Below are 24,215 nucleotides of genomic sequence, written 5' to 3'. Positions count from 1 at the left end.
CGCACGGCTTGGAGGGTCTTCAAAGTACTTTCCTTAATCAGCCGCGAGCGATGGTGTTGGCGTCGAGCGCCAACTTGGCGGCTACTTTCTCACGAATCATTTGTTCCAGACGGTCCACCAGGTTGTCGTTGTCGACCTTCTGGTCAGGACTCCCATCGACGTACATCAGATTATTCGGCGTACCGCCAGTCAACCCGATATCCGCTTCGCGCGCTTCACCCGGACCATTGACGACGCAGCCGATGACCGCGACGTCCAGCGGAACCAGTACATCATCCAGCCGGGATTCCAGCTCGTTCATGGTCTTGACCACATCGAAGTTCTGCCGCGAGCAGCTGGGGCAGGCAATGAAGTTGATACCGCGCGAGCGCAACCGCAACGACTTGAGGATATCGAAACCGACCTTGATCTCCTCGACCGGGTCGGCTGCCAACGAGATGCGGATGGTGTCGCCAATACCGTCGGCCAGGAGCATGCCCAGACCGACCGCAGACTTCACCGTACCCGAACGCAAGCCACCGGCCTCGGTAATACCCAGATGGAGCGGCTGTTCGATCTGGCTGGCGAGCAGCCGATAGGCGCCGACCGCCATGAACACGTCGGACGCCTTGACACTGACCTTGAAGTCCTGGAAGTCCAGGCGATCCAGATGCTCTACGTGGCGCAATGCCGACTCGACCAGGGCCTCCGGCGTCGGTTCGCCGTATTTCTTCTGCAGGTCCTTTTCCAGCGAGCCGGCGTTCACGCCGATACGGATCGGGATGCCGTGATGTCTTGCAGCATCGACTACGGCGCGCACACGATCTTCACGACCGATGTTGCCCGGGTTGATCCGCAAACAATCGACGCCCAGTTCGGCTACCCGCAGAGCGATCTTGTAGTCGAAATGAATATCCGCAACGAGGGCCATGCTGGTCTGCTGGCGGATTCTGCCGAAGGCTTCGGCAGCTTCCATGCTCGGCACCGAGACACGCACGATGTCGGCACCGGCCGCTTCCAGGCGCTGGATCTGCGCAACGGTCGCATCGACGTCACAAGTCTCCGTATTGGTCATGCTCTGCACCGAAATCGGTGCATCGCCTCCAACCAGAACCGAGCCAACCTTGATCTGTCGCGATATCCGGCGTTTGACCGGCGAAGACTGGTGCATCATCAACCCCGTTCGTCGAGACGCAGACGCACTACGCCGGACTGTTTGTGGCTGGGCAACTGGACAGGCGCACCGGCAAGCTGAATGGATTCAACTGCTTCGACGGCGCCAATGACCACCTGAAGCGGGCCCTGCTGCGGGATGGTAATGCTCTGCCCGGCCTGCATAAGCCCACTGTGCACGACCCTGCCCTCCATCGTGCTGATCTGCACCCAGCAGTTGTCGCTGAAGCTCATCTGCAGATTGCGACCGTCGCTGGTCGAGGTGGCAGTGGCGGTGGCCGGCTGTGGCTCGACTGCTGCCGGTGGCGTCGGCGCTGCCGCTGTATTCGACGCGCTTACCGCGCGTTGCTCAGTGGCGGTATCGGCCTGCTCGGCCGCGCCCCCTGGCGCGCTGTAGCTCGCCAGGTCCGCGCCGCTTTCGGGCCGCTCGATCAATGACAGGTTGGCGCGCTGCATACCTGGAATCGGCACCGGCGGCGGCAGTGAATCGATCTGCACGTCTTCGAGCAGTCCATCCGGGCTACTGGCAAGCTGTGCCTGCTGGGGCCGCTGATCCGCGCTCCACCACCATACACCGCAACCGACCACCGCAAGCATCAACGCTGCCGTCGTGCCGCGCACCCACAACCGGCTGGATTGGGTGTAGGGCGCCACCTGACTGATGCCGTGGACAGGCCGTTCACGCTCCTGGATCCCCATCTGGCGATCATAGGCGAGTACGTAAGGGGTTGGATCGAGTTTCAGCAGACGGGCGTAGGCGCGGATGTAACCGCGACCGAACGTGTCGCCCGGCAACCGATCGAACTGCCCGGTCTCGATGTATTCCAGGGTCTTCGGCGACAACCTCAGCGCTTCCGCGACCTGGGTCGCATCCAGTCCATGCTGGAGCCGCGCGTCGCGCAGGGCCTCGCCGGGGCTGGCGAACCGCGGCGCATCCTGGCTGCCGGCTGCAAAATCGTTTTGATCTGAGCTCATGATGACTCCGACGCTTTGAGCGCTTTGGCCTCGGGACTGACTGGATAGAGGCGGCGCAGTTGCAATGCATAGCTCGCAGCCCGGCTGTGGTCTTCGAACCGACGAGCCAGTTGCACGCCCAACCAGAGGCTGGATGCAGTTTGGCCCGACAGCTGGGTAAAGCGGCGATAGTATTCCCAGGCTGGTACATAATTCTGGGCTTCAAATTCGATCTTTGCCAATTCCAGCAGAGCCAGCGGCTGCCGGCTATTCAGCCGCAGCGCGCGCTCGAAGCTGGCCTTGGCTTCGTCCATATTGCCCATCCGCATGTGCGTCAGACCAAGATTCTCGAACACTCGTGAGCGCTCTCGATACAGGGTATCGAGCGCAGCTTTCTCGAAGTGACGCAATGCTTCCTCGTAGCGCTCCTGCTCCAGCAGGAAGGCTCCGTAGTTATTCAGAATGCGGGCGCTGTCCGGCTCGCTGGCCAGCGCTGCGCGGAAATGCTTTTCCGCCGAAACGTCTTCGCCTTCCTGCTGGAACACCAGGGCCAGCGCCATATGGGCGGCTGACGAACGTGGATCGATCCGCAATGCCTCGCTGAGCGGCGCCTTGGCGCGCTCGGTCTCGCCTTCCTGCAGATACCCGATGCCAAGTTGTATATAGGAATCGCGCGCTGCATTCGGGTCGGTCTTGCGCGGCTTATCCCCGGTCGTGGTCATGCAACCGGTCAATACCAAGCTCAGCATCCATACTGTGACTATCGGCTTGATCATTCCTGAATCACCTCGTCAGACCTGGCGACTGGAGACAGGCGGCACGATGCCGGCCGTACCATCGGTCGCCAACTGGCGCACCGCGATGTAGCGCTCGCTACGGCGGGTACGGTCGGCCACCTGGCCTACCAGCTGACCGCAGGCCGCATCGATATCCTCGCCCCGCGTCGTGCGCACGGTCACGTTGTAGCCGGCCCGATGCAGCATGTCCTGGAAACGGCGAATGGCGTTGTTGCTCGGCCGCTCGTAGCCCGAATGCGGGAACGGATTGAACGGAATCAGGTTGATCTTGCAAGGCGTCTGGCGCAGCAGCTCGATCAACTGTTCGGCGTGCTCAGGCTGGTCGTTGACGTCCTTGAGCAGAGTGTATTCGATGGTCAGGTAACGCTTTTCGCCAAGCCCGGCAATATACCGGTTGCAAGAAGCGAGCAGCATGTCCAGAGGATACTTGCGGTTGATCGGTACCAGCTCGTTACGCAGCTGATCGTTGGGCGCGTGCAACGACAACGCCAACGCTACGTCGGTGACCGACGCCAGCTTGTCAATCATCGGGACCACGCCCGAGGTGGACAGTGTCACCTTGCGCTTGGAAATACCGTAACCGAGGTCGTCCATCATCAGGGTCATGGCATCGACGACGTTGTCGAAGTTGAGCAGCGGCTCACCCATACCCATCATCACCACGTTGGTGATCGCCCGGTCGACTTTCGCCGGGACTGTCCCGAAAGACTTGTTGGCGACCCAGACCTGACCGATGATCTCGGCCACGGTCAGATCGCTATTGAAACCTTGCTTGCCGGTCGAACAGAAGCTGCAGTCCAGCGCACAGCCCGCCTGCGAGGAAACACACAGGGTGCCGCGGCCGTTTTGCGGTATGTACACCGTCTCGACGCAACTGCCCGAAGCGACACGCACGACCCACTTGCGCGTGCCGTCTCGGGAAATATCTTCACTGACGATTTCCGGACCGCGAATCTCGGCACGGGCCTTGAGCTTTTCGCGCAGGGCCTTGCCGAGATTGGTCATCTCGTCAAAATCGGCGACGCCGAAGTGATGTATCCATTTCATCACCTGACCGGCACGGAAACGCTTTTCCCCGATTTCCTCGAAGAACGCTTCCATCTTCGGCTGAGTCAGACCCAGCAGATTGGTCTTGGTAACGGTGTCGGTCATAGAGATGACATCACTCCAGGTCGGGTCTGCGCTTAGCGGCTACGCGGGCAGAGTTCGGTTTCAGCGAAGAAGTAAGCGACTTCGCGGGCAGCCGAAGTAGTCGAATCGGAACCGTGAACGGCGTTCGCATCGATTGACTCGGCGAAGTCGGCGCGGATAGTGCCGGCAGCCGCTTCCTTCGGGTTGGTAGCGCCCATCAGGTCGCGATTCTTCAGTACCGCGCCTTCGCCTTCAAGCACCTGGACAACGACCGGACCGGAAGTCATGAACGCAACCAGATCCTTGAAGAACGGACGCTCCTTGTGCTCGGCGTAGAAGCCTTCGGCGTCCGACTGGGACAGCTGTACCATCTTGGCCGCGACCACGCGCAGATCAGCCTGCTCGAAACGGCTGATGATCTGACCGATGACGTTCTTGGCAACGGCGTCGGGCTTGATGATGGACAGAGTGCGTTCAACAGCCATAAAACTCTCCAGACAGTTATTAGACAGGATAGAAGGTTACGAGAGATTGTTAACCTGCGGATTATACGCAGGTTGATTACAAATGCGTAACAGCCCTGCAGATCGAACTGCAAGGCGTTGTGTCAGGAACTCTTGCGCAGGCGGGTGACGACGTCGCAAAGGATGCCAGTCGCCTGGTCCACCTCTTCCGCGGAGGTGAATCGGCCCAGGGAAATGCGCAGCGAGCCATGTGCTCGCTCGTCGGACAAGCCGATGCCGCGGAGCACATAGGATGGTTCCACCGCCGCAGAGGTGCAGGCCGAACCGGTCGAGAGTGCCAGATCCTTGAGCGACAGCAGCAGCAACTCGCCGTCGACTCCGGAAAACGACACATTGAGATTATGCGGTACGCGGCTGCTCGCGCTGCCATTGAGCTGGACGCCCTCAAGTGCCTCCAGCCCTGCCAGAAAGCGCGTGTGCAGATCGCTGATTCGTTCGCGCTCTGCCGACATGGATAGCCCTGCCAGCTCGAAAGCCTCGCCCATGCCGACAATCTGGTGTGTCGGCAGGGTCCCGGAGCGCATACCGCGCTCATGGCCGCCCCCGTGTATCAGCGCCTGTGGCCGCACCTCGAGTGAGCGGCGAACGTATAGCGCCCCGATACCCTTGGGCCCGTACGTCTTGTGCGCGCTGAAGGACATCAGATCGACCGGCAGCGTCTTCAGGTCGATCGCAAGCTTGCCGGTGGATTGCGCTGCATCCACATGGAACAGCGCACCATGCTCATGCACGACCGCTCCCAGCCCCGCCAGATCATGCACCGTGCCGATTTCGTTGTTCACGTGCATCAGTGTCACCAGGATGGTGTCTTCCCGAAGCGCCTCGCCGAGCGCTTGCGGAGTGACTACGCCGTCAGCACCCGGATCGAGATAGGTCACCTCGAAGCCTTCCTGTTCGAGCTGGCGACAACTATCGAGTACCGCCTTGTGCTCGATGCGCGAGGTGACCAGATGGCGGCCGCGGTGCGCCAGAGCATGGGCCGTGCCTTTGATCGCCAGATTGTTCGATTCGGTGGCGCCGGACGTCCAGACGATCTCCCTGGGATCGGCACCAACCAGATCAGCGACCTGACGGCGAGCGGCCTCGACCGATTCCTCGGCCTTCCAACCATAAATATGCGACCGCGAGGCCGGGTTGGCAAAATTGCCGTCCAACGTCAGGCAGGCCATCATCTTCTCGGCGACGCGCGGATCAACCGGCGTAGTCGCTGCATAGTCGAGGTAGATCGGCAGTCGCATCAGTACTTGGCCTGTGTCTCGTCGACTGGCGCGGCGCCGGTATCCGGCGCGACCGAGTCGCTCTTGAGTATGTCGAAGTCATGATCATCCAGACGCGGCAGATCCTTGGCGCAGTAGTCGCTGCCCAGTTCGCTCAGAGCGCGGCACATGCCTTCCATACGCTTGTCTACGGCGTGCATGTGGTCGAGCATGCGCTCGATGGCACGCGCGACCGGGTCCGGCATGTCCTTGGTGACGCCGTAGGAATCGAAGCCGAGCTTCTCGGCCATCTCCTGGCGCCGAGCCGACTGCTCGCCCAGCTCCTCTGCCGGCTCCTTCACAATGATCCTTCCGGGAATTCCCACAGCCGTGGCGCCGGCGGGTACCGGCTTGGTCACCACTGCGTTCGAGCCGATCTTGGCCCCGGCGCCCACGGTGAACGGCCCCAGCACCTTGGCGCCGGCTCCGACGACCACGCCGTCTTCCAGCGTGGGATGACGCTTGCCCTTGCCCCAGCTGGTACCGCCAAGCGTGACCCCCTGATAAAGGGTAACGTCGTCGCCGATTTCGGCGGTCTCGCCGATCACCACACCCATGCCGTGATCGATAAAGAAGCGACGACCCAGCTTTACCCCCGGATGGATCTCGATGCCGGTCATCCAGCGCGCGAAATTTGACAGCATGCGTGCCAGCAGACGCGCTTCGTGCTGCCAGAGCCAGTGACTCAGCCGGTGGATCCAGATCGCATGCAAACCCGGATAACAGAACAGCACCTCAAGCGTATTCCGGGCGGCAGGGTCCCGGTGAAACACACTGGCAATGTCTTCCTTCATGCGCTTGAACATGGTTTTAACGTCTCCGCTCACCGGACGCCTGGACGCCGATAGCTTTCTGGGTTTCGGTCAGGATACCGCGCAGAATGTTCATTTCCACCTGGTTGGGTCTGATCCGGCCATACAGACGACGCAGACGCGGCATCAGCTGCCTCGGTTTCTGAGGGTCATGGAAGCCGATTTCAACCAGCACCTGCTCCAGATGAACATAAAAACGTTCCATCTCCTCCGCCGTAGCGGGAATCTCGTTCTGGATAGAGGTGGTCTCGGTCTTCTTCATCTTGGTTGGCTGGCCGGACCGCTGCAAATCGAGCATGCGCAGTTCGTAGCAGAGCACTTGCACTGCGGCAGCGAGATTGAGCGAACTGAACTCCGGGTTCGACGGGATATGCACGTGATACTGGCAGCGCTGCAGCTCATCAGTGGTCAAGCCGGAGTCTTCACGACCGAACACCAGTGCCACGGTCGCTTCGGGCGCGTCGTCCAGCTGATCCAGCACCAGGCCAGCCGCTTCACGAGGATCGACCACCGGCCAGGGAATACGCCGGTCGCGCGCGCTGGTGCCCAGCACCAGGACGCAATCGCTGATTGCCTCCTCGAGTGTCGCGACGATCCTCGCCCCTTCGAGCACATCGTCAGCGCCCGAAGCACGGGCGCGGGCGTCCGGATCGGGGAAGCGCTCGGGGTCGACCAGCACCAGCTCGGAGATGCCCATGTTTTTCATTGCCCGGGCGGCACCACCGATATTTCCCGGATGACTGGTGTTCACCAACACTACGCGAACTCTGTTCACACCTTGCCCTCGGCCGTGCGTTTAAAGGAACCGTGCATCTTACAAAAGCCAGCGCGCAATAACCATGACGCATACAAGTCGGACAGCATGTCTGCTACAATTTCCGGCTTTTCGTGTTCCTTTACAGAGATTTCCCCAATGCAGCCCATGTTGAACATCGCTCTGCGCGCCGCGCGCAGCGCTGGAGAACTGATTTATCGCTCCATAGACCGCCTCGATGTTCTGACCATCAATGAAAAGGACGCAAAGGACTACGTCACCGAGGTCGACCGGGCTGCCGAGCAGACCATCGTCCAGCAGTTGCGCAAGGCCTACCCCGACCATGGCATCCATGCAGAAGAGTCGGGCTTTCAGCCGGGCCGCGGTGACGGTGCGGATGTGGTGTGGATCATCGATCCGCTGGATGGCACCACCAATTTCATCCACGGCGTGCCGCATTACGCCGTAAGCATTGCCTGTCGCATCAAGGGTCGTATCGAGCACGCTGTCGTCCTCGACCCGATTCGCCAGGAAGAATTCACGGCCAGCCGCGGCCGGGGCGCCGCACTCAACGGCAAACGCCTGCGCGTCAGCCCGCGCAAGAGTCTCGACGGCGCGCTGCTGGGCACAGGCTTCCCGTTCCGTGACGATCAGCTCGATGCGCTGGACAACTACCTTGGCATGTTCCGCGCCCTGGTCGGTCAGACTGCAGGCATTCGCCGCGCCGGGGCTGCCAGCCTGGATCTGGCATACGTAGCCGCTGGCCGCTTCGATGCGTTCTGGGAATTCGGCCTGGCCGAGTGGGACATGGCAGCAGGCACACTGCTGATTCAGGAAGCTGGCGGGCTGGTCAGTGACTTCACTGGCGGGCATCACTACCTGGAAAAAGGCAACATCGTTGCCGGCAATCCCAAATGCTTCAAGGCAGTATTGACCGCGATCCAGCCGCACCTGACGCCAGGCATGAAGCGCTGAGCGTTTCATCAGCCTCAAGCGGCTAGCTGTAAGCTGCAAGCCAGCCGGGGGAGGCCAGGGCTCCGATTTCGAAGATCATCAACGCAACTTCTGCTTCGTAGCCCTAAGAATGAAAAAGCCCGCACGGATATCCGTGCGGGCTTTTTAGTCTGCGCCGACTCGGCCTTGCTTGCCTAGGGGCGGTCGTCTACAGCCTCCTCTACCTGCGGAGGAATCAGATCCTCGCGGGTGAGGTTCATGGTCACCAACAGGCCGTTCGCCACGTAGATCGACGAATAAGTACCGACGCCTACACCGATCAGCAGTGCCGTGGCGAAGCCATGGATGTTCTCGCCGCCGAACCAGAACAATGCCAGCAGCACGATCACCGTCGATAACGACGTGGCCAACGTACGGCCAAGCGTCTGGGTGGTGGATACGTTGATGATCTCGACCAGATCGGTCTTGCGCATGAACCGCAGGTTTTCCCGAACCCGGTCGAACACCACGATGGTGTCGTTCAACGAGTAGCCAATCACCGCCAGTAACGCAGCCAGCACCGTCAGATCGAAAGACAGACCGAAGAAGGCGAAGAACCCAAGCGTGAAGATCACGTCGTGCACCAACGCCACGATTGCCGCCACAGCAAACTTCATCTGGAAGCGCAGCGAAACGTAGAGAAGAATGCCCCCCATCGCCAGCAGCATGCCCAGACCACCCTGGTCACGCAGCTCCTCGCCGACCTGCGGCCCGATGAACTCGACCCGCTCGACGGTAACCTCACCGGCATCTTCGGTCTGAATCAGTCTGGCGATTTCGCTGCCAAGATCGGGATCATCACTGGCCAGACGGATCAACACATCGGTGGATGCACCGAAGTTCTGCACAACGGCATCATCCCAGCCCGCCGCGTGCAGCGTCTGGCGGATCGACTCCAGATCAGCCGCCTCTTCATAGTTGAGCTCGACCAGCGCACCGCCGGTGAAATCCAGGCCCAGATTCAGCTGTTTGACAACCAGGCTGACGACGGAGCCGAGCATAAGCACCACGGCGACCGCATAGAAGAACCTGCGCAGCCCCATGAAATTGATTGTGTTCTTGACGATCATGGTTCAGCCCTCACAGCCACAGCTTCTTGATGTCGCGCCCGCCCACAGAGAGGTTCACCATGGCGCGGGTGACCATAATGGCACTGAACATTGACGTGATGATCCCCAGGGACAGCGTCACCGCGAACCCCTTGACCGGGCCGGAGCCCATCGCGAACAGGATCACGCCTACCAGCAAGGTGGTCAGGTTGCCGTCGAGGATGGCCGAGAACGCCTTGTCGAAACCTTCATGCAAGGCGCGCTGGACGGAGACCCCGGAGGAGATTTCTTCCTTGATGCGCGAGAAGATCAGCACGTTCGCGTCGACCGCCATACCCAGCGTCAGGACGATCCCCGCGATGCCAGGCAATGTCAGTGTTGCGCCGAGCAGCGACATGAGCGCAAGCAGCAAAACGAGGTTCAACGACAGGGCGACGCCGGCAATGATGCCGAAGGCTTTGTACACGATCACCATGAACACCAGCACCGCGAGGAAACCGACCTGGGTGGCAGTGACACCCTTGGCAATGTTCTCCGCACCCAGGCTCGGGCCGATGGTGCGCTCTTCGACGAAGTACATCGGCGCAGCAAGACCACCCGCACGAAGCAGCAACGCAAGTTCAGACGCCTCGGCCGGCGAATCCAGACCAGTGATTCGGAACTGGTTGCCCAGCGTGCTCTGTATCGTCGCCAGACTGATGATCGACTTCTCTTCGACGAACGCCGGGACCTCGACAGTCTGCATCTGGCCGTCGACTTCCTTCTCGACCTCACGGCTGATCTGGCGCTGCTCGATGAACAGAACCGCCATGCCCCGACCGATGTTGTTACGGGTGGCTCGCGTCATCAGTTCGCCGCCGTGGCCATCCAGGCGGATGTTCACTTGCGGGCGGCCGTTCTCGTCGAAGTTGGACTGGGCGTCGGTTACCTGGTCACCGGTAAGAATGATGCTGCGCTCGACTTCTGCCGGCGGGCGACCCTCGCCGCCACGGAACTCGAAGGTTTCGACGGTAGCGCGCGGGGCGTTCGGTTCGGCCGCGAGACGGAATTCAAGGTTGGCAGTCTTACCGAGAATGCGCTTGGCTTCCGCCGTGTCCTGCACACCCGGAAGCTCGACGACGATGCGGTTGGCGCCCTGACGCTGTACCAGCGGCTCGGCGACGCCCAGCTCGTTCACCCGGTTGCGGACCGTGGTGAGGTTCTGCCGCAGGGAGTACTCGCGGATCTCGGCCATCTCGGCATCGGTCAGAGTAAGACGCAACACTTCGAGCCCTTCGCGGCTCGCCTCGGTCAACTGAAACTGATTGTACTGGGCGGCAATGACGCCCCGCGCGCGATTCAGCTGTTCGTCGGTTTCGAAACCGAACTGCAGCGTATTGCCCTGATTCGGCAAGCTGCGATAGCGAATTCGTTCGCTGCGAAGAAGGCTGCGCACCTCGCTTTCGTAGACGTTGACGCGGTTGGTCACCGCTCGGTCCATATCAACTTCAAGCAGAAAGTGCACGCCACCAGAGAGGTCGAGACCGAGCTTCATCGGACCCGCACCGATGCTTCTCAGCCAATCGGGCGTGGTGGGGGCGAGATTCTGCGCAACGACATAATCCTGGCCGAGCTCCCGGCGGATCACATCCTGCGCCGGCAGCTGCTGGCTCTGGCTCACAAGCCGGATCAGGCCCGAACGGCCGTTGGAGCCGACCTCGGTGCCCTTGACCTCGATACCAGCGCCAGCCAGCGCATTACGGGCGCGGTCCAACTCCGCCTCGCTGATGGTCTGCGTGGAGCTGGATCCGGAAATCTGAATGGCCGGATCGTCGGGATACAGGTTAGGCAATGCATAGAGCACACCGAGCGCCAGCACAACGACGATCAGCATGTATTTCCACAAGGGGTAACGATTGAGCATTGGGTAGCCCGCTAACAATCCGGGCGCCTTTAAGGGCGCCCGGAAACGGTGATTATCAGAGAGATCAGATCGCTTTGAGCGTGCCCTTGGGCAACGATGCGACGATGGCGCCCTTCTGGAACTTCAGCTCCTGGCCGTCGGATACCTCGAGCACGACAAACTCGTCGGTGACCTTCTTTACCTTGCCGAGGATACCGCCGCCGGTGACGACTTCATCTCCCGCGCTCAGGCCGCCGATCAGGTTTTTGTGTTCCTTGGCGCGCTTGGCCTGGGGACGCCAGATCATCAGATAGAAGATGACCAGAAAACCGATCAGGAAAATCCACTCGAAACCACCACCCATGGGCGCAGCGGCGCCTTCGGCAGTCTGGGCCACGGCGGCCGGAATGAAAAAGCTCATGTGCTACTCCTGTTTTATGATTCGCAAAACGAAATTGGGCTTCCGTGACGCATTTCAGGCCTCAAGCGGTGGGACCGGCAGGCCAAGTCGGGCGTAGAAGTCTTCCACAAAGGCGCTCAATGTACCCTGTTGAATGGCACCGCGCAAACCGGCCATCAGGCGCTGGTAATGTCTCAGATTATGTATGGTATTCAGCATGCTGCCGAGCATCTCGCCGCACTTGTCCAGGTGGTGGAGATACGCCCGGGAGAAGTTCTGGCAGGTATAGCAGTCGCAGTTGGCATCCAGCGGCGAGGTGTCATGCCGGTGAGTTGCATTGCGGATCTTGACCACACCGGAATCGGTGAAGAGATGACCATTGCGAGCGTTCCGCGTCGGCATCACGCAATCGAACATGTCCACCCCGCGCCGAACTCCTTCGACCAGATCCTCCGGCTTGCCGACGCCCATGAGGTAACGTGGCTTGTCTGCCGGCATATGCGGCGGCAGGAAGTCCAGCACGCGAAGCATCTCTTCCTTCGGCTCGCCAACCGACAGACCGCCAATGGCCAGGCCGTCGAAGCCGATCTCGTTCAGCCCTTCGAGCGAGCGCAGGCGCAGATCCTCGTGCATACCACCCTGAACGATGCCGAACAGTGCCGAAGGGTTGCCGCCATGGGCGATTTTCGAGCGCTTCGCCCAGCGCAGGGACAACTCCATCGAGCGGCGAGCGGTATCGACATCCGCTGGATAGGGTGTGCATTCGTCGAAGATCATCACGATGTCCGAGCCGAGATCACGCTGCACCTGCATTGATTCTTCCGGTCCCATGAACACCTTGGCACCGTCGACCGGAGAGGCGAAGGTGACGCCCTCCTCCTTGATCTTGCGCAGCTTGCCGAGACTGAAAACCTGAAAGCCACCGGAGTCGGTGAGGATCGGCCCTTTCCATTGCATGAAATCGTGCAGGTCACCATGGGCGCGAATGACCTCTGTACCCGGGCGCAGCCACAGGTGAAAGGTGTTGCCGAGAATGATCTGCGCACCGATAGCTTCCACATCCCGCGGCAGCATGCCTTTGACCGTGCCGTAGGTTCCGACAGGCATGAAGGCAGGCGTTTCGACCACGCCACGCGGAAAGGTCAGACGACCGCGGCGTGCCCGGCCATCGGTAGCCAGCAATTCGAACTGCATGTGACTCATCAAAGGTCCTCGGGCCCGGCTGCCGCCGGATTGCGGGTGATGAACATGGCATCACCGTAACTGAAAAACCGGTAGCGCTGCTCTACCGCCTCGCGGTATGCCGCCAGCGTCTCGCTATATCCGGCAAAGGCCGAGACCAGCATCAACAGCGTCGACTCCGGCAGGTGGAAATTGGTCACAAGCGCATCGACCACATTAAACGGACGACCCGGATAGATGAAGATGTCGGTGTCGCCGGAGAATGGCTGAATGTTTCCGTCGCGCGCCGCAGTTTCAAGCGAGCGGACACTCGTCGTGCCCACCGCAATGACGCGCCCGCCCCGCGCCTTGCATGCCTTGACCGCCTCGACGACTGACTCGTCCACTTCCAGCCACTCGCTGTGCATGTGATGGTCTTCGATCCGCTCGACACGCACCGGCTGGAAGGTTCCTGCACCGACGTGCAGTGTCACCTGGGCGGTGCTCACGCCCTTTGCACGAATGGCTTCGAGCAGTGCCTTGTCGAAATGCAGGCCTGCGGTCGGCGCCGCCACGGCGCCGGCGCGCTCGGCATATACCGTCTGGTAACGTTCGCGATCGGAACTCTCATCCGGCCTATCGATATAGGGAGGCAGCGGCATGTGCCCTACCCGCTCCATCAGCGGCAGTACCGGCTGCTCGAAACGCAGCTCGAACAAGGCGTCATGCCTGGCCAGCATTTCCGCCGAGGCGCCGTCGTCGAACAGGATCCTGCTGCCCGGCTTGGGTGACTTGCTTGCGCGGATGTGCGCCAGCACGCGAAAACCGTCCAGTACCCTCTCGACCAGTATCTCCACCTGGCCACCGGTTTCCTTGCGGCCGAACAGCCTCGCCGGAATCACCCGGGTATTGTTGAACACCATCAGATCACCGGCGCGCAGACAGTCCAGCAGATCGACGAACTGCCTGTGCATGAACGCACCGGTTGGGCCATCCAGACACAACAGCCGGCTGGCGCTACGCTCGGCCAAGGGATGCCGCGCGATCAACTCGTCGGGTAGTTCGAACCGGAAATCACTGACTCGCATGAAAGTGGGGACCGCCTGGATGAAAAGCCGGCTATCTTAGCGGAAATGACCGAAGGTCTCTACGAATGCATTGACCACAGTGGGGGCGGATTCGTATACTCCGCGCCGGCTTGGCAAAAGCGCAAAGCCTCGGTGGCGGAATTGGTAGACGCGGCGGATTCAAAATCCGTTTCTGGTGACAGAGTGGGAGTTCGATTCTCCCCCGAGGCACCATCCGAACTCTTCGGATGGTCAGTATTTCCAGCAACACATCCCTTTCAGTGCAGCTGCATACCTCCCGACGCCCTGTGCATCGTGCGGATACGCTCGGCCAGCAACTCCAGGTTGTGTTTCGCACCCTCTAATTCTCTCTGTCGATCAGGGCTCAACAACCCAGGCAGCATCTGCTCGACGCTCTCGGCCAGCTGCTTCAATTCGGAATGTCGTCGCCGCGCCTGGTCTTGCATCAGCGCCCATTCCTCGGGCTGCGGCAAGCCATAACCCGACACAGACAAAGACGCCGGGCGACTGAGAAAGGCGCTCTGGGCCAGCAACTGCTCGACCAAATGACCTGCCGCAGCGCCATCACCCTGGGGCTGGCTCAGATAGAGCCGTTTGACCTCCTGTTGCGCCAGCATCATGTGTCGATCATGAGCAGCCTGTTCCAGCACCAGCAAAGCCGCTGAAGCGCGGCGCCCAGCCTGCTGAATCACAGAGCGCCGTGACGCGGCTGGTAGCTCCAGCCAGCCATCAAGATCTTCAGCTTGAATAGGGAGTTCGTCGCGTACCACCATCAACATTCGCTCATAGCGCTGGCGTTGCGAGTCGAAGTAATAGCCCCGGCGCAATGCGGCGTTGCGATCGTTGATCACCTCGAGATCAGCCATTCCCCGCGCGTCCAGTGCTTGCAAGAGCCCGGTCGGGGTGATGCTCTCCAGTGTCGCCAGCCGGGAATCTCGCGTGCCGATCCGTAGCAGCTTGAGCGTTTCCACCGCGCAATTGTTGCTGACGAAGTAATAGCGCCCGTCATAACTCCAATGCAGTTGCGCGGCCTGCCTGATCAGGTCGGCGCGTTGCTCTGCGCTGAGCTCGAGCGGAATAGATTGCAAGCCGCGCAGCTCCAGCCGAGTGTATTCATCGACCACCTGACCCAGCGGAAGGATGAACAGGCGAGACGGGTATTCGCCGGTCAGACCATCCCAACTGGAAAGCTGCAGGTCATTGACGAAGGCTCGGAACGAGAGCACGAGATGATGCTCCAGGTCGAGTAGACAGTCAGGTCCTGGCGCACGGCCTGGGGCACACAGTACCACTCGCAACATGCTGTGCCCCCAGCGACTTGCCCATTCCCGGTTCGGCTCCGCCAGCAGATAGTGCACGGCGTAGAGACGGGATGGATCGATCGAGCCGACCACCGGATGATCATCACGCAAGCCAGCGCGCAGGTAAGGATAGCTTTGACCGCAAGCGGCACGGGGTGGCGCCCAATCAAAGTGATCCGCGAAGTAGTCGTAAAGCTCCGGCCGCCGACAGGCGTACTCCGGGTCCAGCAGGAAATACTCCAGATTGACCGCGGCAAACTCCGCCGGACTCTTGAGCTCATAGGCATCCGGGGTGCGGTCCGGCCGATCGCTTGCCAAGTACCGCTGACCGCGGCCTCCGGTCAGTTCCGACCAGCCCGCCAGATCGAGCACCCGCGGATCGTCACTGAGGCTGTGTCGACGTTGACCGCTGCCACGACACGCAGCGGAGAGCCCAACAACGCCCGTGCTCTGAAACTGCCACCGACAACGCCGGAGCGTCCCTCGCTGTTCCGACGGCCCGGTCTGAGCACGGTCGTACATATGCCCAAGCTCATGTATGACGGTTGAGAGCAACTCCTTGCGCAAGCCGCCGTGACTGCGTTCGTCAAACGGAGAATCTCCTACCGCTGCGACCAGCGGCGCCAACCATTGCCTATTCAGCCACAGCTGCCCGGCGACGGTAGCACGACCGATCACGTGCGGCGGCAAGCGGCGACTCCAGCTGACCTCCACCGACCGATCGAGGCGCTCCACCATAGTCGGCGGAAGCGACCGATGCGCCTGATCCAGCAGATCGAGCGTGATCTGGCGTTCGAGCGGGGTTAACGTAGGATCGTCGAAAAGCAGCTGGAGGGCAGCCGCCTTAGCTGAAAAGCACAGACAAAGAATCAGCGTTACGAGTATCGATCGCAACGCTGTGTACGTATCGTTCAAAGAGCGAGGATGGCCTCGGCCAGCTGCATATCGCTCGCCTGGACCTGCGGCAGTTCGGTGCGGATGTGCTTCAGTGCCGCTTCGAGGCGGACGCCCCGGATGTCGCCTTCGCTGGCCACAAATGAAGCCGCATCGGGGCGCGCTTCGAGCACGACCTTATCATCACCAACCGAGGAGGTGACGTTGGTTGTGCCTTCGACCGTGTTGGCCAGCGAGGCGCCAATGGTGTCGGTGGTAGCAACGAAGCTGCTGGCAAAAGAGCCGGAAGCAAAACCCAACAGACAAAGCGCGACTAGGGAGACTGGTTTCATCAAAATTCCTCAAATGATCAAAGCCCCGGAATACCGGCGCGGGTGCGCACAGACTACCAGAGCTTGACCGCTTGCGAAGGTGCCGCTGAGCGGAAGTTATCCGGAGCCCTGGCGGGCTCCGGCATCAGCTTACAGACCGATCACTGCTGATCGAGGAAGCGTTCGGCATCCAGCGCTGCCATGCAGCCTGCGCCGGAGGAGGTGATTGCCTGGCGATAGACGTGATCGGCCACATCACCTGCAGCGAATACGCCAGGCACGTTGGTGGCGGTAGCGTTGCCCTCGGTACCGCTCTTGATCTTCAGATAGCCGTCATGCATGTCCAGCTGGCCTTCGAACAGCCCGGTGTTAGGCGTATGACCGATGGCGATGAACACGCCGCTCAGTGCGATATCTTCGGTTCCGCCTTCGTTATGCGCGATGCGCATCCCGGTCACACCACTCTCATCGCCCAGCACTTCGTCGAGCGTGCAGTTAAGCCGGAGCTCCACCTTGCCTTCCGCGACTCGCGAGAGCAGCTTGTCGACCATGATTTTCTCGGCACGGAACACGTCGCGGCGATGTACCACGGTGACCTTGCGCGCGATGTTGGCCAGATACAGCGCCTCTTCGACAGCCGTATTACCGCCACCCACCACGGCCACGTCCTGGTTACGGTAAAAGAACCCATCGCAGGTCGCGCAGGCGGAAACGCCCTTGCCCATGAAGGCTTCCTCGGAAGGCAGGCCCAAATAACGTGCCGATGCACCCGTGGCGATGATCAGCGCATCGCACTGATAGACGCCGCTATCGCCGGTCAGGGTGAAAGGACGCTGGGTCACGTCGACCTTGTTGATATGGTCAAACACGATTTCGGTCTCGAAGCGTTCCGCGTGCTTGCGCATGCGCTCCATCAGCTCCGGCCCTTGCACGCCCTGGTCATCGCCCGGCCAGTTGTCCACCTCGGTGGTGGTGGTCAGCTGACCGCCCATCTGCATGCCGGTGATCAACAGCGGCTTGAGGTTGGCACGCGCAGCGTAAACCGCAGCACTGTAGCCGGCAGGGCCCGAACCCAGAATGATCAGGCGGGAATGACGCACTTCAGACATCAGGACCTCCAAAGCACCGCGCATGCGGTGGCATCAATAAAAGGAGCGGTTACGCCGGTCAAAGGGGACAGATTCCGGACGCCGCTCACAAAGCGAATTCAGAGTTGGCCGGCATTTTCGGCAAGATAGGCAGCGACACCCTCGGCGTCCGCTTTCATGCCCTTCTGGCCCTTCCGCCAGCCGGCAGGACACACTTCACCGTGCTCTTCGGTAAATTGCAGTGCTTCGATCAGACGGATCATCTCGTCGACCTCGCGACCCAGCGGCAGGTTGTTCACTACCTGATGCTGGACGATACCCTTACGATCGATGAGGAATGAGGCGCGCAACGCAACGCCGTCATCGTGCTCTATTCCGTAGGCTCGGGTGATCTCATGCTTTACATCGGCGACCATGACGAACTCTACCGGCCCGATACCGCCTTTCTCTACCGGCGTATTCCGCCAGGCATAGTGCGTGTATTGCGAATCGATCGATACGCCGAGCACTTCGACGCCTAGCGCCTTGAACTTGTCCATGCGGTTGTTGTGCGCAATGATCTCGGACGGGCAGACGAAGGTAAAGTCGAGCGGCCAGAAGAACACGACCACGTACTTGCCGCGCAGCGTGGAGGAATCGAAGTCCTCGACAATACTGCCATTCGCCAGGACCGCCGGGGCCACGAAATCCGGTGCGGGGCGGTTGACCAGTACGCTCATGTAACACTCCTGTGATATCAAGCGGTGCCCATCTTAGGGCACCGAAGGCAAGTTAGGTATTCCAATCGGCATATCGCGCGCATAGTTTACCGCTATCGGCTCTGCCGACGACTGTTCTCGATCAAGGAATTGCACCGCATGAACCCTCCTTTGAATCCGCTACGCGGTCCCGACTACTTCCGAGAAGGTTGGGCCGCCATTCGACGCCCCGGCTTGCGCCGTTTCATGGTCATCCCGCTGCTGCTGAATCTGGTGTTGTTCGTGGCACTGATCGGCTTCGGTGCGCGGCAGTTCAACTACTGGATGGATCAACTCGTCCCGCGGCTGCCGGAGTGGGCGAGCTTCGTCGAATGGCTACTATGGCCGCTGTTCGCGCTGGTGGTGATAGTGACGCTGTTCTTCGGCTTCAGTGTGCTGGCCAACCTGATCGCTTCGCCCTTCTATGGATTTCTCGCGGAGAAAGTCGCCGAAGAAGAGCGCGGTCTGGTCAGCCCGCCGACCAGCTACGGTGACATTCTGATGGTCGTGCCGCGCAGCATCGGTCGCGAGCTGCGCAAGATCGCCTACTATCTGCCGCGCCTGCTGGTATTGCTGTTACTTACCTTGGTGCCGGTGGTGAATCTGGTCGCCTCGCCGCTGTTACTGGCGTTCGGTGTGTGGATGATGGCTGTGCAGTATGTGGATTATCAGGCCGACAACGACAAGGTCAGCTTCATCGACATGCTGCGCTGGATGAAAGGCCGGCGGCTGCTGTCACTCGGGTTCGGCTTGCCGGTGTATTTCGGCATGCTGATCCCGCTGGTGAATCTGCTGGTCATGCCGGCTGCAGTGGCCGGCTCGACCATCATGTGGGTACGCGAGCGCGAGCTGCCGATGCCATAAATTCGCAATGATTCCGTCATAATTCGATCACTCATCGGGACCAGAATGGTCCGATGAAAACACCCTCTTCTCCGCTTCAGCGCTACGCGCTGGTAACCGAAACCTATCCGCCGCAGGTCAATGGCGTAGCCAACACGCTCGGCCATCTCTGCGAAGGACTGCTGCAACTCGGCCACCAGGTCGAGCTGGTTCGTCCGGCTCAGCCTGGGGAGCAGCCCGGCCGCGACGATGCCGGCGATCTGTCCGAGCAGCGCGTGATGGGCATGCCCATACCTCGCTATTCGGAACTGCAGGTGGGGCGCTCTGCGCGCCGGCTGCTGACGCAAATCTGGAGCCGGCGGCGACCCGACGCAGTGTATGTCGCGACTGAAGGCCCGCTCGGCTGGTCTGCCCTGCGCGCGGCCCGCCGGCTGGGGCTGCCGGTGGTCAGCGGCTTTCATACCAACTTTCATCAGTACGCCGAACATTACGGACTAGGGATGTTCGGCGCCGCGGCCGGTGCCTACTTGCGCTGGTTTCACAACCAGTCGCAGCTGACCCTGACCGCAAGCATGACGCAGCAGAACGAACTGGCCCGGCTTGGCATCCATAATCTGGCAGCGCTGGGGCGAGGCGTGGACCATGAACGTTTCCACCCCCGCCACCGCAGCGCAGAGCTGCGCGAGACCTGGCAGGCTGGGGACGACGATCTGGTCTTGCTATACGTCGGTCGCCTGGCGAACGAGAAGAACCTGCAACTGCTGGTGGATACCTGGCGCAGCCTGAATGAGCAGCCCGGCCAGGCCGCCAGCCAGCTGCGTCTGGTACTTGCGGGTACCGGACCGCTCAAGCGCCAGCTACAGAAAGCGCTTCCCGACGCGTTATTCACCGGCAATCTGAACGGCCCGGAGCTCGCCCGACACTATGCCAGCGCCGACATTTTCCTCTTCCCCAGCCTGACCGAAACCTTCGGGAACGTGGTGATCGAGGCCATGGCTTCAGGGTTGGCAGTCAACGCCTTCGATCTGGCCGCAGCTAACCAGCATATACACGACCGCTACAGTGGCTGCCTGGCGACCGCTGCGGATGAAAGGCAATTTGCGGAAAATCTCAGATGGCTGATCGACGACGCTGAAGGGCTACGCGGGGTCCGCCTGCATGCACGGCACAGCGCCTGCCAGTTGACCTGGGATGCGGTGATCGAACGCTTTGCGGGCTATCTGCAGAAAGCCGCCGCGACTCGAACGAGTCCGGCGACCGACATGATGATCAGACGCGGACCCAGCGCACAGAGCGGCGGGTCCGGTCGGTCAGGCTAGCGTTTTCAGCGCTTCGCGGCTGAACGGGAGAATATCGGCGAAGCGACCTTCGCGAACCTTCTCGGCCCACTGCGGATCGACGATCAGTGCGCGACCTACCGCGACCAGATCGAACTCGCCCTTGCCGAGGCGCTCCAACAGCCCGTCGATGTTCTGGGTTTCGGCAACCTTGTCGGTCTTGACCATGAACTCAAGGAACTCGCCATCCAGCCCGACACTGCCGACGGTGATGGTCGGTTTGCCAGTGATCTTGCGAGTCCAGCCGGCTAGATTGAGGTCCGAACCTTCGAATTCCGGCTCCCAGAAGCGACGCTGCGAGCAGTGGAAAATGTCGACGCCTGCCTCGGACAACGGCTTGAGGAACTGCTCGAGCAGCTCGGGAGTGGGCGCCAGCCGCGCGGTGTAATCCTGTTGTTTCCACTGCGAGAAACGGAAGATGATCGGATAGTCAGGCCCGACTGCCTCACGCACTGCGCGGACGATCTCGACTGCGAAGCGGCCACGGTTTTCCATGCTGCCGCCGTATTCGTCGTCGCGCTGATTGCTCGCTTCCCAGAAGAACTGGTCGATAAGGTAGCCGTGCGCACCGTGCAGCTCGATCGCATCCATGCCGATCGCCTTGGCGTCCTTCGCCGCCTTGGCAAAGGCCTGCACCACATCGTCGATGTCCTGTTTGGTCATACCGTGCACGAGTTTCTTGCCATCCTTGATCTTGTCCATCGGGCCATAACCCGGGACATCCCCGTTCGGCTCGGTACCCAGCCGACGGACGTTGCCGACGTGCCACAGTTGCGGCGCGATCTTGCCGCCAACCGCATGCACCGCATCGACTACCTTCTTCCAACCCGCCAGTGCTTCCTCACCGTGGAACGCAGGAACGTTCGGATAACCGTTAGCTGCCTGGTGATCGACCGTAGTGCCTTCGGTGATGACCAAGCCCACGCCCGACTCGGCGCGGCGGCGATAGTAATCCACGACCTGCTCGGTCGGTACGCCACGGGGCGAGAAGTTGCGCGTCATCGGCGCCATGACGATGCGGTTGTTGAGCGAAAGCGGGCCCAGCTCAAAGGATTCGAATAGCGGGCGGGTATCTGCGGACATGCCAAATGCTCCTGAGGTTATCGTTGGTCTTGGTGGGCGACCGTCGCCAGTTGACCGGTCGTCTCGTTTTCGATCAGCGCCGAAGCAATCGCTCCAGCTGAGTGATGAATGTGCGCAGCGGGCCAACCTGGCGATCCACCTTCATGCGCAGCAAGGCACCTTCCCAGGCAGCACCGATGAAGGCTGCCAGCTCTGTCGGGTCCTGGTCAGCGGCGATCTCGCCCTGCTCCTGCGCCGCCTGCAGACATTCGGCCAGTACCGCACTGGAGCGCTTGAGAATAGCGCGGGCGGCGTAGCCGATCGGCTGGCTCTCATCAGCCTTTTCATGGCACAGACTGCCGATGAAGCACTGGTGAGTCGGCTCCTGCTGATTGGCGAAATAGCCAACCAGATCGCGATAGAAGCGCAGCACGCGCTCGCGGGGAGCGGCATCGGCGGCGCGCAGCGCAGCTGCGAAGCGCTCCAGCCGTGGCGTGTAGTAGAAGTGCAACGCCTGAATGGCGAAGTCTTCCTTGCTTTCGAAGTAGTGATAGAAGGAGCCCTTGGGCACACCGGCCCCCTGGGTGATCTCCTGCACGCCAGTCCCGCTATAGCCCTTGAGCAACATCACTTCGGTACCCGCAGCAAGTATGCGCGCCCGCTTATCCTGGATAGTGTTCATGGACGCCACTATACGACCGGTCATCTTTCTTCGATACGAGATCGGATCAACATCATTATCAGTGATACGAGCAAATAGCTCGCCGCTCTGCGCCACAGATCAGAAATGCTCCGGACATGAAAAAGCCGAGCAATGGCTCGGCTTTTTCCGGTGCGCCTGTTTCCAGGCGCCGTGCGCGCGCTTAGTGCTCCACGCCACCTTCGCCATGGATGTGACCATGGGACAGTTCATCAGCGCTGGCCTCGCGCACGTCAACGACCTTGACGTCGAAGTTCAGGCGCTGGCCGGCGAGCGGGTGATTACCGTCGACAGTCACTTCGTCGCCTTCCAGAGCGGTGATGGTGACGATCTGCATGCCGCCATCCGGACCGGAAGCGTGGAACTGCATGCCGACTTCGAGTTCGTCGACGCCTTCGAACATGTTGCGACCGAGCACGGCGACCAGTTCGGGGCTGAATTCGCCGTATGCATTTTCTGGCTCGACAGAGACTTTGATCTCGTCACCTTCCTGCTTGCCTTCGAGCGCCTGCTCCAGACCCGGGATGATGTTGCCCGCGCCATGCAGGTAGACCAGGGGTGCACCACCAGCGGAGGAATCAATCACCTCGCCAGCGTCGTTGGTCAGCGTATAGTCGATGGATACGGCCTTGTTGGCGGCAACTTGCATAATCTGGTACCTGTAATGTCGTGTGCAAAACCGGTGAGTCTACGCCGAATGCCGTCCGAACGCACGGTTCGACCGGGGGAACTCGGCCCATCCTCCCGAGGACAATAAGCAATATAGATCAAAATATGGGAAATTCATGTCGAGCCGACTGGTACTGGTGATTAACTGCGGTAGTTCATCGATCAAATTCGCTGTTCGCGAGGAGGACACCAGCCAGCCGTTGCTCAGCGGCCTTGCCGAGCGCCTCGGAACGCCTCAGGCGACGCTGGAATGGCGACTTGGTGATCACAAGCACGAAGAGCCCCTCGGGGAGGCAGACCATACGCAGGCCATGGCGCGACTGTTGCCCTTGATCGGTGAACATACCAGCCAGCCGCTGGCGGCCGTCGGGCATCGCGTCGTGCATGGCGGAGAACACTTCACCGGGGCGCGGCTCATCGATGACGAGGTCATAGCAGCCATTGATGCCAGTGCTCCGCTTGCCCCGCTACATAATCCGGCGAACCTAACCGGTATCCGCGCGGCCATGGAGTTGTTGCCGGACGTTCAGCAGGTCGCGATCTTTGATACCGCCTTCCACCAGAGCATGCCGGCCCACGCCTACCGCTATGCCCTGCCCGACGATCTGTATGCGGTCCACGGCGTCCGCCGCTATGGGTTCCACGGCACCAGCCATCAGTATGTGACCAACCAGGCCAGCCTGCTCACGGGTCGCCAGTTCGGACACGGAGCCTGGCTGAGCGCGCACCTTGGCAACGGGTGCTCCAGCTGTGCGGTGCTCGATGGCAAGAGCCTGGATACCAGCATGGGACTGACGCCGCTCGAGGGCTTGGTGATGGGCACCCGCAGCGGTGACGTCGATCCGAACCTGCACGCACATCTGGCCCGCACGCTAGGCTGGGATCTGCCGCGCATAGAGCAGTTGCTGAATCGCGAAAGTGGTTTGCTGGGACTCTCGGGCCTGTCCAACGACATGCGCCAGCTCGAGCAGGCGCGCGAGGATGGGCATCACGGTGCGCATCTCGCCATCGAGGTGTTCTGTTATCGCCTGGCGCGCTCGCTGGCCGGCCTGGCGGTCGCCCTGCCGCGGCTGGACGGTTTGATCTTCACCGGCGGTATCGGCGAAAACTCGGCACTGGTTCGAGCATTGACGCTGCGCCACCTGGCCATTCTCGGCCTGCACATCGACCCGGATGCCAACAGCCGGTTGCCACGCGGCCAAGCCGGCGCGGTGCACCGTAGCGGTTCACCGGCGATCCTTGTCATTCCAACTGACGAAGAACGCCAGATCGCCGATGAGAGCCTGAGCCTGATCGACCAACTGCGCAATCAGTCATAAC

General features: G+C 60.9%; 24 protein-coding genes and 1 tRNA gene. 5 read left to right on the top strand and 20 right to left on the bottom strand.

Features of this window, described 5'->3' with window-relative positions:
- Positions 1-37: 37 nt before the first annotated feature.
- The 8 genes from ispG to trmJ all read right to left on the bottom strand — a co-directional run bounded on the left by ispG (position 38) and on the right by trmJ (position 7,401).
- Complete coding sequence (gene ispG / locus BLT85_RS01055; protein ID WP_093397228.1) at positions 38-1,150, bottom strand: flavodoxin-dependent (E)-4-hydroxy-3-methylbut-2-enyl-diphosphate synthase; 1,113 nt, start codon at positions 1,148-1,150, stop codon at positions 38-40.
- Between the two features lie 2 nt (positions 1,151-1,152).
- Complete coding sequence (locus BLT85_RS01050) at positions 1,153-2,127, bottom strand: RodZ domain-containing protein (RefSeq protein WP_093391407.1); 975 nt, start codon at positions 2,125-2,127, stop codon at positions 1,153-1,155.
- Positions 2,124-2,882, bottom strand: coding sequence for a type IV pilus biogenesis/stability protein PilW (pilW, locus tag BLT85_RS01045; RefSeq protein WP_093391406.1), 759 nt, complete (start codon positions 2,880-2,882; stop codon positions 2,124-2,126). The genes BLT85_RS01050 and pilW overlap by 4 nt, the downstream gene beginning before the upstream one ends.
- 15 nt (positions 2,883-2,897) lie before the next feature.
- Positions 2,898-4,055 carry a 23S rRNA (adenine(2503)-C(2))-methyltransferase RlmN gene (gene rlmN / locus BLT85_RS01040; protein ID WP_093391405.1) on the bottom strand — a complete coding sequence of 386 codons (1,158 nt, stop codon included), beginning with the start codon at positions 4,053-4,055 and terminating at the stop codon, positions 2,898-2,900.
- Positions 4,056-4,087: 32 nt separating this feature from the next.
- On the bottom strand, positions 4,088-4,519 hold the full coding sequence (ndk, locus tag BLT85_RS01035; protein ID WP_093391404.1) for a nucleoside-diphosphate kinase: 432 nt from the start codon (positions 4,517-4,519) through the stop codon (positions 4,088-4,090).
- Positions 4,520-4,641: 122 nt separating this feature from the next.
- On the bottom strand, positions 4,642-5,796 hold the full coding sequence (locus BLT85_RS01030) for an IscS subfamily cysteine desulfurase (protein ID WP_093391403.1): 1,155 nt from the start codon (positions 5,794-5,796) through the stop codon (positions 4,642-4,644).
- Positions 5,796-6,620 (bottom strand): serine O-acetyltransferase, encoded by an 825-nt coding sequence (cysE, locus tag BLT85_RS01025; protein WP_093391402.1) that lies wholly within the window; start codon positions 6,618-6,620, stop codon positions 5,796-5,798. Before cysE ends, BLT85_RS01030 begins: the two co-directional genes overlap by 1 nt.
- A gap of 4 nt (positions 6,621-6,624) precedes the next feature.
- Complete coding sequence (gene trmJ / locus BLT85_RS01020; RefSeq protein WP_093391401.1) at positions 6,625-7,401, bottom strand: tRNA (cytosine(32)/uridine(32)-2'-O)-methyltransferase TrmJ; 777 nt, start codon at positions 7,399-7,401, stop codon at positions 6,625-6,627.
- Between the two features lie 138 nt (positions 7,402-7,539).
- Between trmJ and suhB the strand changes: the two genes are divergently transcribed.
- On the top strand, positions 7,540-8,355 hold the full coding sequence (gene suhB, locus BLT85_RS01015; protein ID WP_093391400.1) for a type III secretion system regulator SuhB: 816 nt from the start codon (positions 7,540-7,542) through the stop codon (positions 8,353-8,355).
- A 173-nt stretch (positions 8,356-8,528) separates the two neighbouring features.
- Here the strand turns inward: suhB and secF are convergent, their stop codons facing one another.
- The 5 genes from secF to queA all read right to left on the bottom strand — a co-directional run bounded on the left by secF (position 8,529) and on the right by queA (position 13,953).
- Positions 8,529-9,443, bottom strand: coding sequence for a protein translocase subunit SecF (secF, locus tag BLT85_RS01010; protein WP_093391399.1), 915 nt, complete (start codon positions 9,441-9,443; stop codon positions 8,529-8,531).
- Between the two features lie 10 nt (positions 9,444-9,453).
- The gene (gene secD / locus BLT85_RS01005; RefSeq protein ID WP_093391398.1) at positions 9,454-11,325 is read right to left on the bottom strand and encodes a protein translocase subunit SecD; all 1,872 of its coding nucleotides are present in this window, start codon (positions 11,323-11,325) and stop codon (positions 9,454-9,456) included.
- A gap of 64 nt (positions 11,326-11,389) precedes the next feature.
- Complete coding sequence (gene yajC / locus BLT85_RS01000) at positions 11,390-11,725, bottom strand: preprotein translocase subunit YajC (RefSeq protein WP_093391397.1); 336 nt, start codon at positions 11,723-11,725, stop codon at positions 11,390-11,392.
- A gap of 54 nt (positions 11,726-11,779) precedes the next feature.
- Positions 11,780-12,898 (bottom strand): tRNA guanosine(34) transglycosylase Tgt, encoded by a 1,119-nt coding sequence (gene tgt, locus BLT85_RS00995; RefSeq protein WP_093397226.1) that lies wholly within the window; start codon positions 12,896-12,898, stop codon positions 11,780-11,782.
- 8 nt (positions 12,899-12,906) lie between these two features.
- Positions 12,907-13,953, bottom strand: a complete 1,047-nt coding sequence (queA, locus tag BLT85_RS00990; RefSeq protein ID WP_093391396.1) for a tRNA preQ1(34) S-adenosylmethionine ribosyltransferase-isomerase QueA — start codon at positions 13,951-13,953, stop codon at positions 12,907-12,909.
- Between the two features lie 126 nt (positions 13,954-14,079).
- On the opposite strand from queA, the gene BLT85_RS00985 reads away from it, so the two are divergent.
- Positions 14,080-14,166 (top strand) — tRNA-Leu (locus BLT85_RS00985).
- A 44-nt stretch (positions 14,167-14,210) separates the two neighbouring features.
- Here the strand turns inward: BLT85_RS00985 and BLT85_RS00980 are convergent.
- From BLT85_RS00980 to BLT85_RS00965, 4 genes are all read right to left on the bottom strand, one after another.
- On the bottom strand, positions 14,211-16,148 hold the full coding sequence (locus BLT85_RS00980) for a DUF7844 domain-containing protein (RefSeq protein WP_231701509.1): 1,938 nt from the start codon (positions 16,146-16,148) through the stop codon (positions 14,211-14,213).
- Between the two features lie 17 nt (positions 16,149-16,165).
- Positions 16,166-16,480, bottom strand: coding sequence for a DUF2388 domain-containing protein (locus BLT85_RS00975; protein WP_093391395.1), 315 nt, complete (start codon positions 16,478-16,480; stop codon positions 16,166-16,168).
- A 140-nt stretch (positions 16,481-16,620) separates the two neighbouring features.
- Positions 16,621-17,568 carry a thioredoxin-disulfide reductase gene (trxB, locus tag BLT85_RS00970; RefSeq protein ID WP_093397222.1) on the bottom strand — a complete coding sequence of 316 codons (948 nt, stop codon included), beginning with the start codon at positions 17,566-17,568 and terminating at the stop codon, positions 16,621-16,623.
- A gap of 98 nt (positions 17,569-17,666) precedes the next feature.
- Positions 17,667-18,266: a peroxiredoxin gene (locus tag BLT85_RS00965; RefSeq protein ID WP_093391394.1), complete on the bottom strand. Its 600-nt coding sequence runs from the start codon at positions 18,264-18,266 to the stop codon at positions 17,667-17,669.
- A gap of 138 nt (positions 18,267-18,404) precedes the next feature.
- Between BLT85_RS00965 and cysZ the strand changes: the two genes are divergently transcribed.
- Together cysZ and BLT85_RS00955 are read left to right on the top strand one after the other, a co-directional pair.
- Positions 18,405-19,148, top strand: coding sequence for a sulfate transporter CysZ (cysZ, locus tag BLT85_RS00960; protein WP_093391393.1), 744 nt, complete (start codon positions 18,405-18,407; stop codon positions 19,146-19,148).
- A gap of 53 nt (positions 19,149-19,201) precedes the next feature.
- Positions 19,202-20,446 carry a glycosyltransferase family 4 protein gene (locus tag BLT85_RS00955; protein WP_093391390.1) on the top strand — a complete coding sequence of 415 codons (1,245 nt, stop codon included), beginning with the start codon at positions 19,202-19,204 and terminating at the stop codon, positions 20,444-20,446.
- On the opposite strand, the gene BLT85_RS00950 is transcribed toward BLT85_RS00955, so the two are convergent.
- The 3 genes from BLT85_RS00950 to BLT85_RS00940 form a co-directional block, all read right to left on the bottom strand.
- Entirely contained in the window at positions 20,438-21,547 is a 1,110-nt protein-coding gene (locus BLT85_RS00950) for an NADH:flavin oxidoreductase (protein WP_093391388.1), read from the bottom strand. The genes BLT85_RS00955 and BLT85_RS00950 overlap by 9 nt on opposite strands.
- 73 nt (positions 21,548-21,620) lie before the next feature.
- Positions 21,621-22,208: a TetR/AcrR family transcriptional regulator gene (locus BLT85_RS00945; RefSeq protein ID WP_231701508.1), complete on the bottom strand. Its 588-nt coding sequence runs from the start codon at positions 22,206-22,208 to the stop codon at positions 21,621-21,623.
- Between the two features lie 181 nt (positions 22,209-22,389).
- Positions 22,390-22,875: an FKBP-type peptidyl-prolyl cis-trans isomerase gene (locus BLT85_RS00940; RefSeq protein WP_093391383.1), complete on the bottom strand. Its 486-nt coding sequence runs from the start codon at positions 22,873-22,875 to the stop codon at positions 22,390-22,392.
- A 136-nt stretch (positions 22,876-23,011) separates the two neighbouring features.
- Here BLT85_RS00940 and BLT85_RS00935 point away from each other — a divergent pair, with 136 nt between their 5' ends.
- Positions 23,012-24,214, top strand: coding sequence for an acetate kinase (locus tag BLT85_RS00935; RefSeq protein ID WP_093391380.1), 1,203 nt, complete (start codon positions 23,012-23,014; stop codon positions 24,212-24,214).
- The last annotated feature ends 1 nt before the right edge of the window (position 24,215 follow it).

This window comes from Halopseudomonas xinjiangensis, from assembly GCF_900104945.1.
In the GTDB taxonomy this organism is placed as follows: domain Bacteria; phylum Pseudomonadota; class Gammaproteobacteria; order Pseudomonadales; family Pseudomonadaceae; genus Halopseudomonas; species Halopseudomonas xinjiangensis.
The sequence above is the reverse complement of the archived record's forward strand: the minus strand, read 5'-3'. Positions and strand labels throughout refer to the sequence as shown.

Coding starts and splice junctions, on each gene's coding strand:
- ispG (WP_093397228.1), bottom strand. CDS start 1,150: ATGCACCAGTCTTCGCCGGTCAAACGCCGGATATCGCGACAGATCAAG.
- BLT85_RS01050 (WP_093391407.1), bottom strand. CDS start 2,127: ATGAGCTCAGATCAAAACGATTTTGCAGCCGGCAGCCAGGATGCGCCG.
- pilW (WP_093391406.1), bottom strand. CDS start 2,882: ATGATCAAGCCGATAGTCACAGTATGGATGCTGAGCTTGGTATTGACC.
- rlmN (WP_093391405.1), bottom strand. CDS start 4,055: ATGACCGACACCGTTACCAAGACCAATCTGCTGGGTCTGACTCAGCCG.
- ndk (WP_093391404.1), bottom strand. CDS start 4,519: ATGGCTGTTGAACGCACTCTGTCCATCATCAAGCCCGACGCCGTTGCC.
- BLT85_RS01030 (WP_093391403.1), bottom strand. CDS start 5,796: ATGCGACTGCCGATCTACCTCGACTATGCAGCGACTACGCCGGTTGAT.
- cysE (WP_093391402.1), bottom strand. CDS start 6,620: ATGTTCAAGCGCATGAAGGAAGACATTGCCAGTGTGTTTCACCGGGAC.
- suhB (WP_093391400.1), top strand. CDS start 7,540: ATGCAGCCCATGTTGAACATCGCTCTGCGCGCCGCGCGCAGCGCTGGA.
- secF (WP_093391399.1), bottom strand. CDS start 9,443: ATGATCGTCAAGAACACAATCAATTTCATGGGGCTGCGCAGGTTCTTC.
- secD (WP_093391398.1), bottom strand. CDS start 11,325: ATGCTCAATCGTTACCCCTTGTGGAAATACATGCTGATCGTCGTTGTG.
- yajC (WP_093391397.1), bottom strand. CDS start 11,725: ATGAGCTTTTTCATTCCGGCCGCCGTGGCCCAGACTGCCGAAGGCGCC.
- tgt (WP_093397226.1), bottom strand. CDS start 12,898: ATGCAGTTCGAATTGCTGGCTACCGATGGCCGGGCACGCCGCGGTCGT.
- queA (WP_093391396.1), bottom strand. CDS start 13,953: ATGCGAGTCAGTGATTTCCGGTTCGAACTACCCGACGAGTTGATCGCG.
- BLT85_RS00975 (WP_093391395.1), bottom strand. CDS start 16,480: ATGAAACCAGTCTCCCTAGTCGCGCTTTGTCTGTTGGGTTTTGCTTCC.
- trxB (WP_093397222.1), bottom strand. CDS start 17,568: ATGTCTGAAGTGCGTCATTCCCGCCTGATCATTCTGGGTTCGGGCCCT.
- BLT85_RS00965 (WP_093391394.1), bottom strand. CDS start 18,266: ATGAGCGTACTGGTCAACCGCCCCGCACCGGATTTCGTGGCCCCGGCG.
- cysZ (WP_093391393.1), top strand. CDS start 18,405: ATGAACCCTCCTTTGAATCCGCTACGCGGTCCCGACTACTTCCGAGAA.
- BLT85_RS00955 (WP_093391390.1), top strand. CDS start 19,202: ATGAAAACACCCTCTTCTCCGCTTCAGCGCTACGCGCTGGTAACCGAA.
- BLT85_RS00950 (WP_093391388.1), bottom strand. CDS start 21,547: ATGTCCGCAGATACCCGCCCGCTATTCGAATCCTTTGAGCTGGGCCCG.
- BLT85_RS00945 (WP_231701508.1), bottom strand. CDS start 22,208: ATGAACACTATCCAGGATAAGCGGGCGCGCATACTTGCTGCGGGTACC.
- BLT85_RS00940 (WP_093391383.1), bottom strand. CDS start 22,875: ATGCAAGTTGCCGCCAACAAGGCCGTATCCATCGACTATACGCTGACC.
- BLT85_RS00935 (WP_093391380.1), top strand. CDS start 23,012: ATGTCGAGCCGACTGGTACTGGTGATTAACTGCGGTAGTTCATCGATC.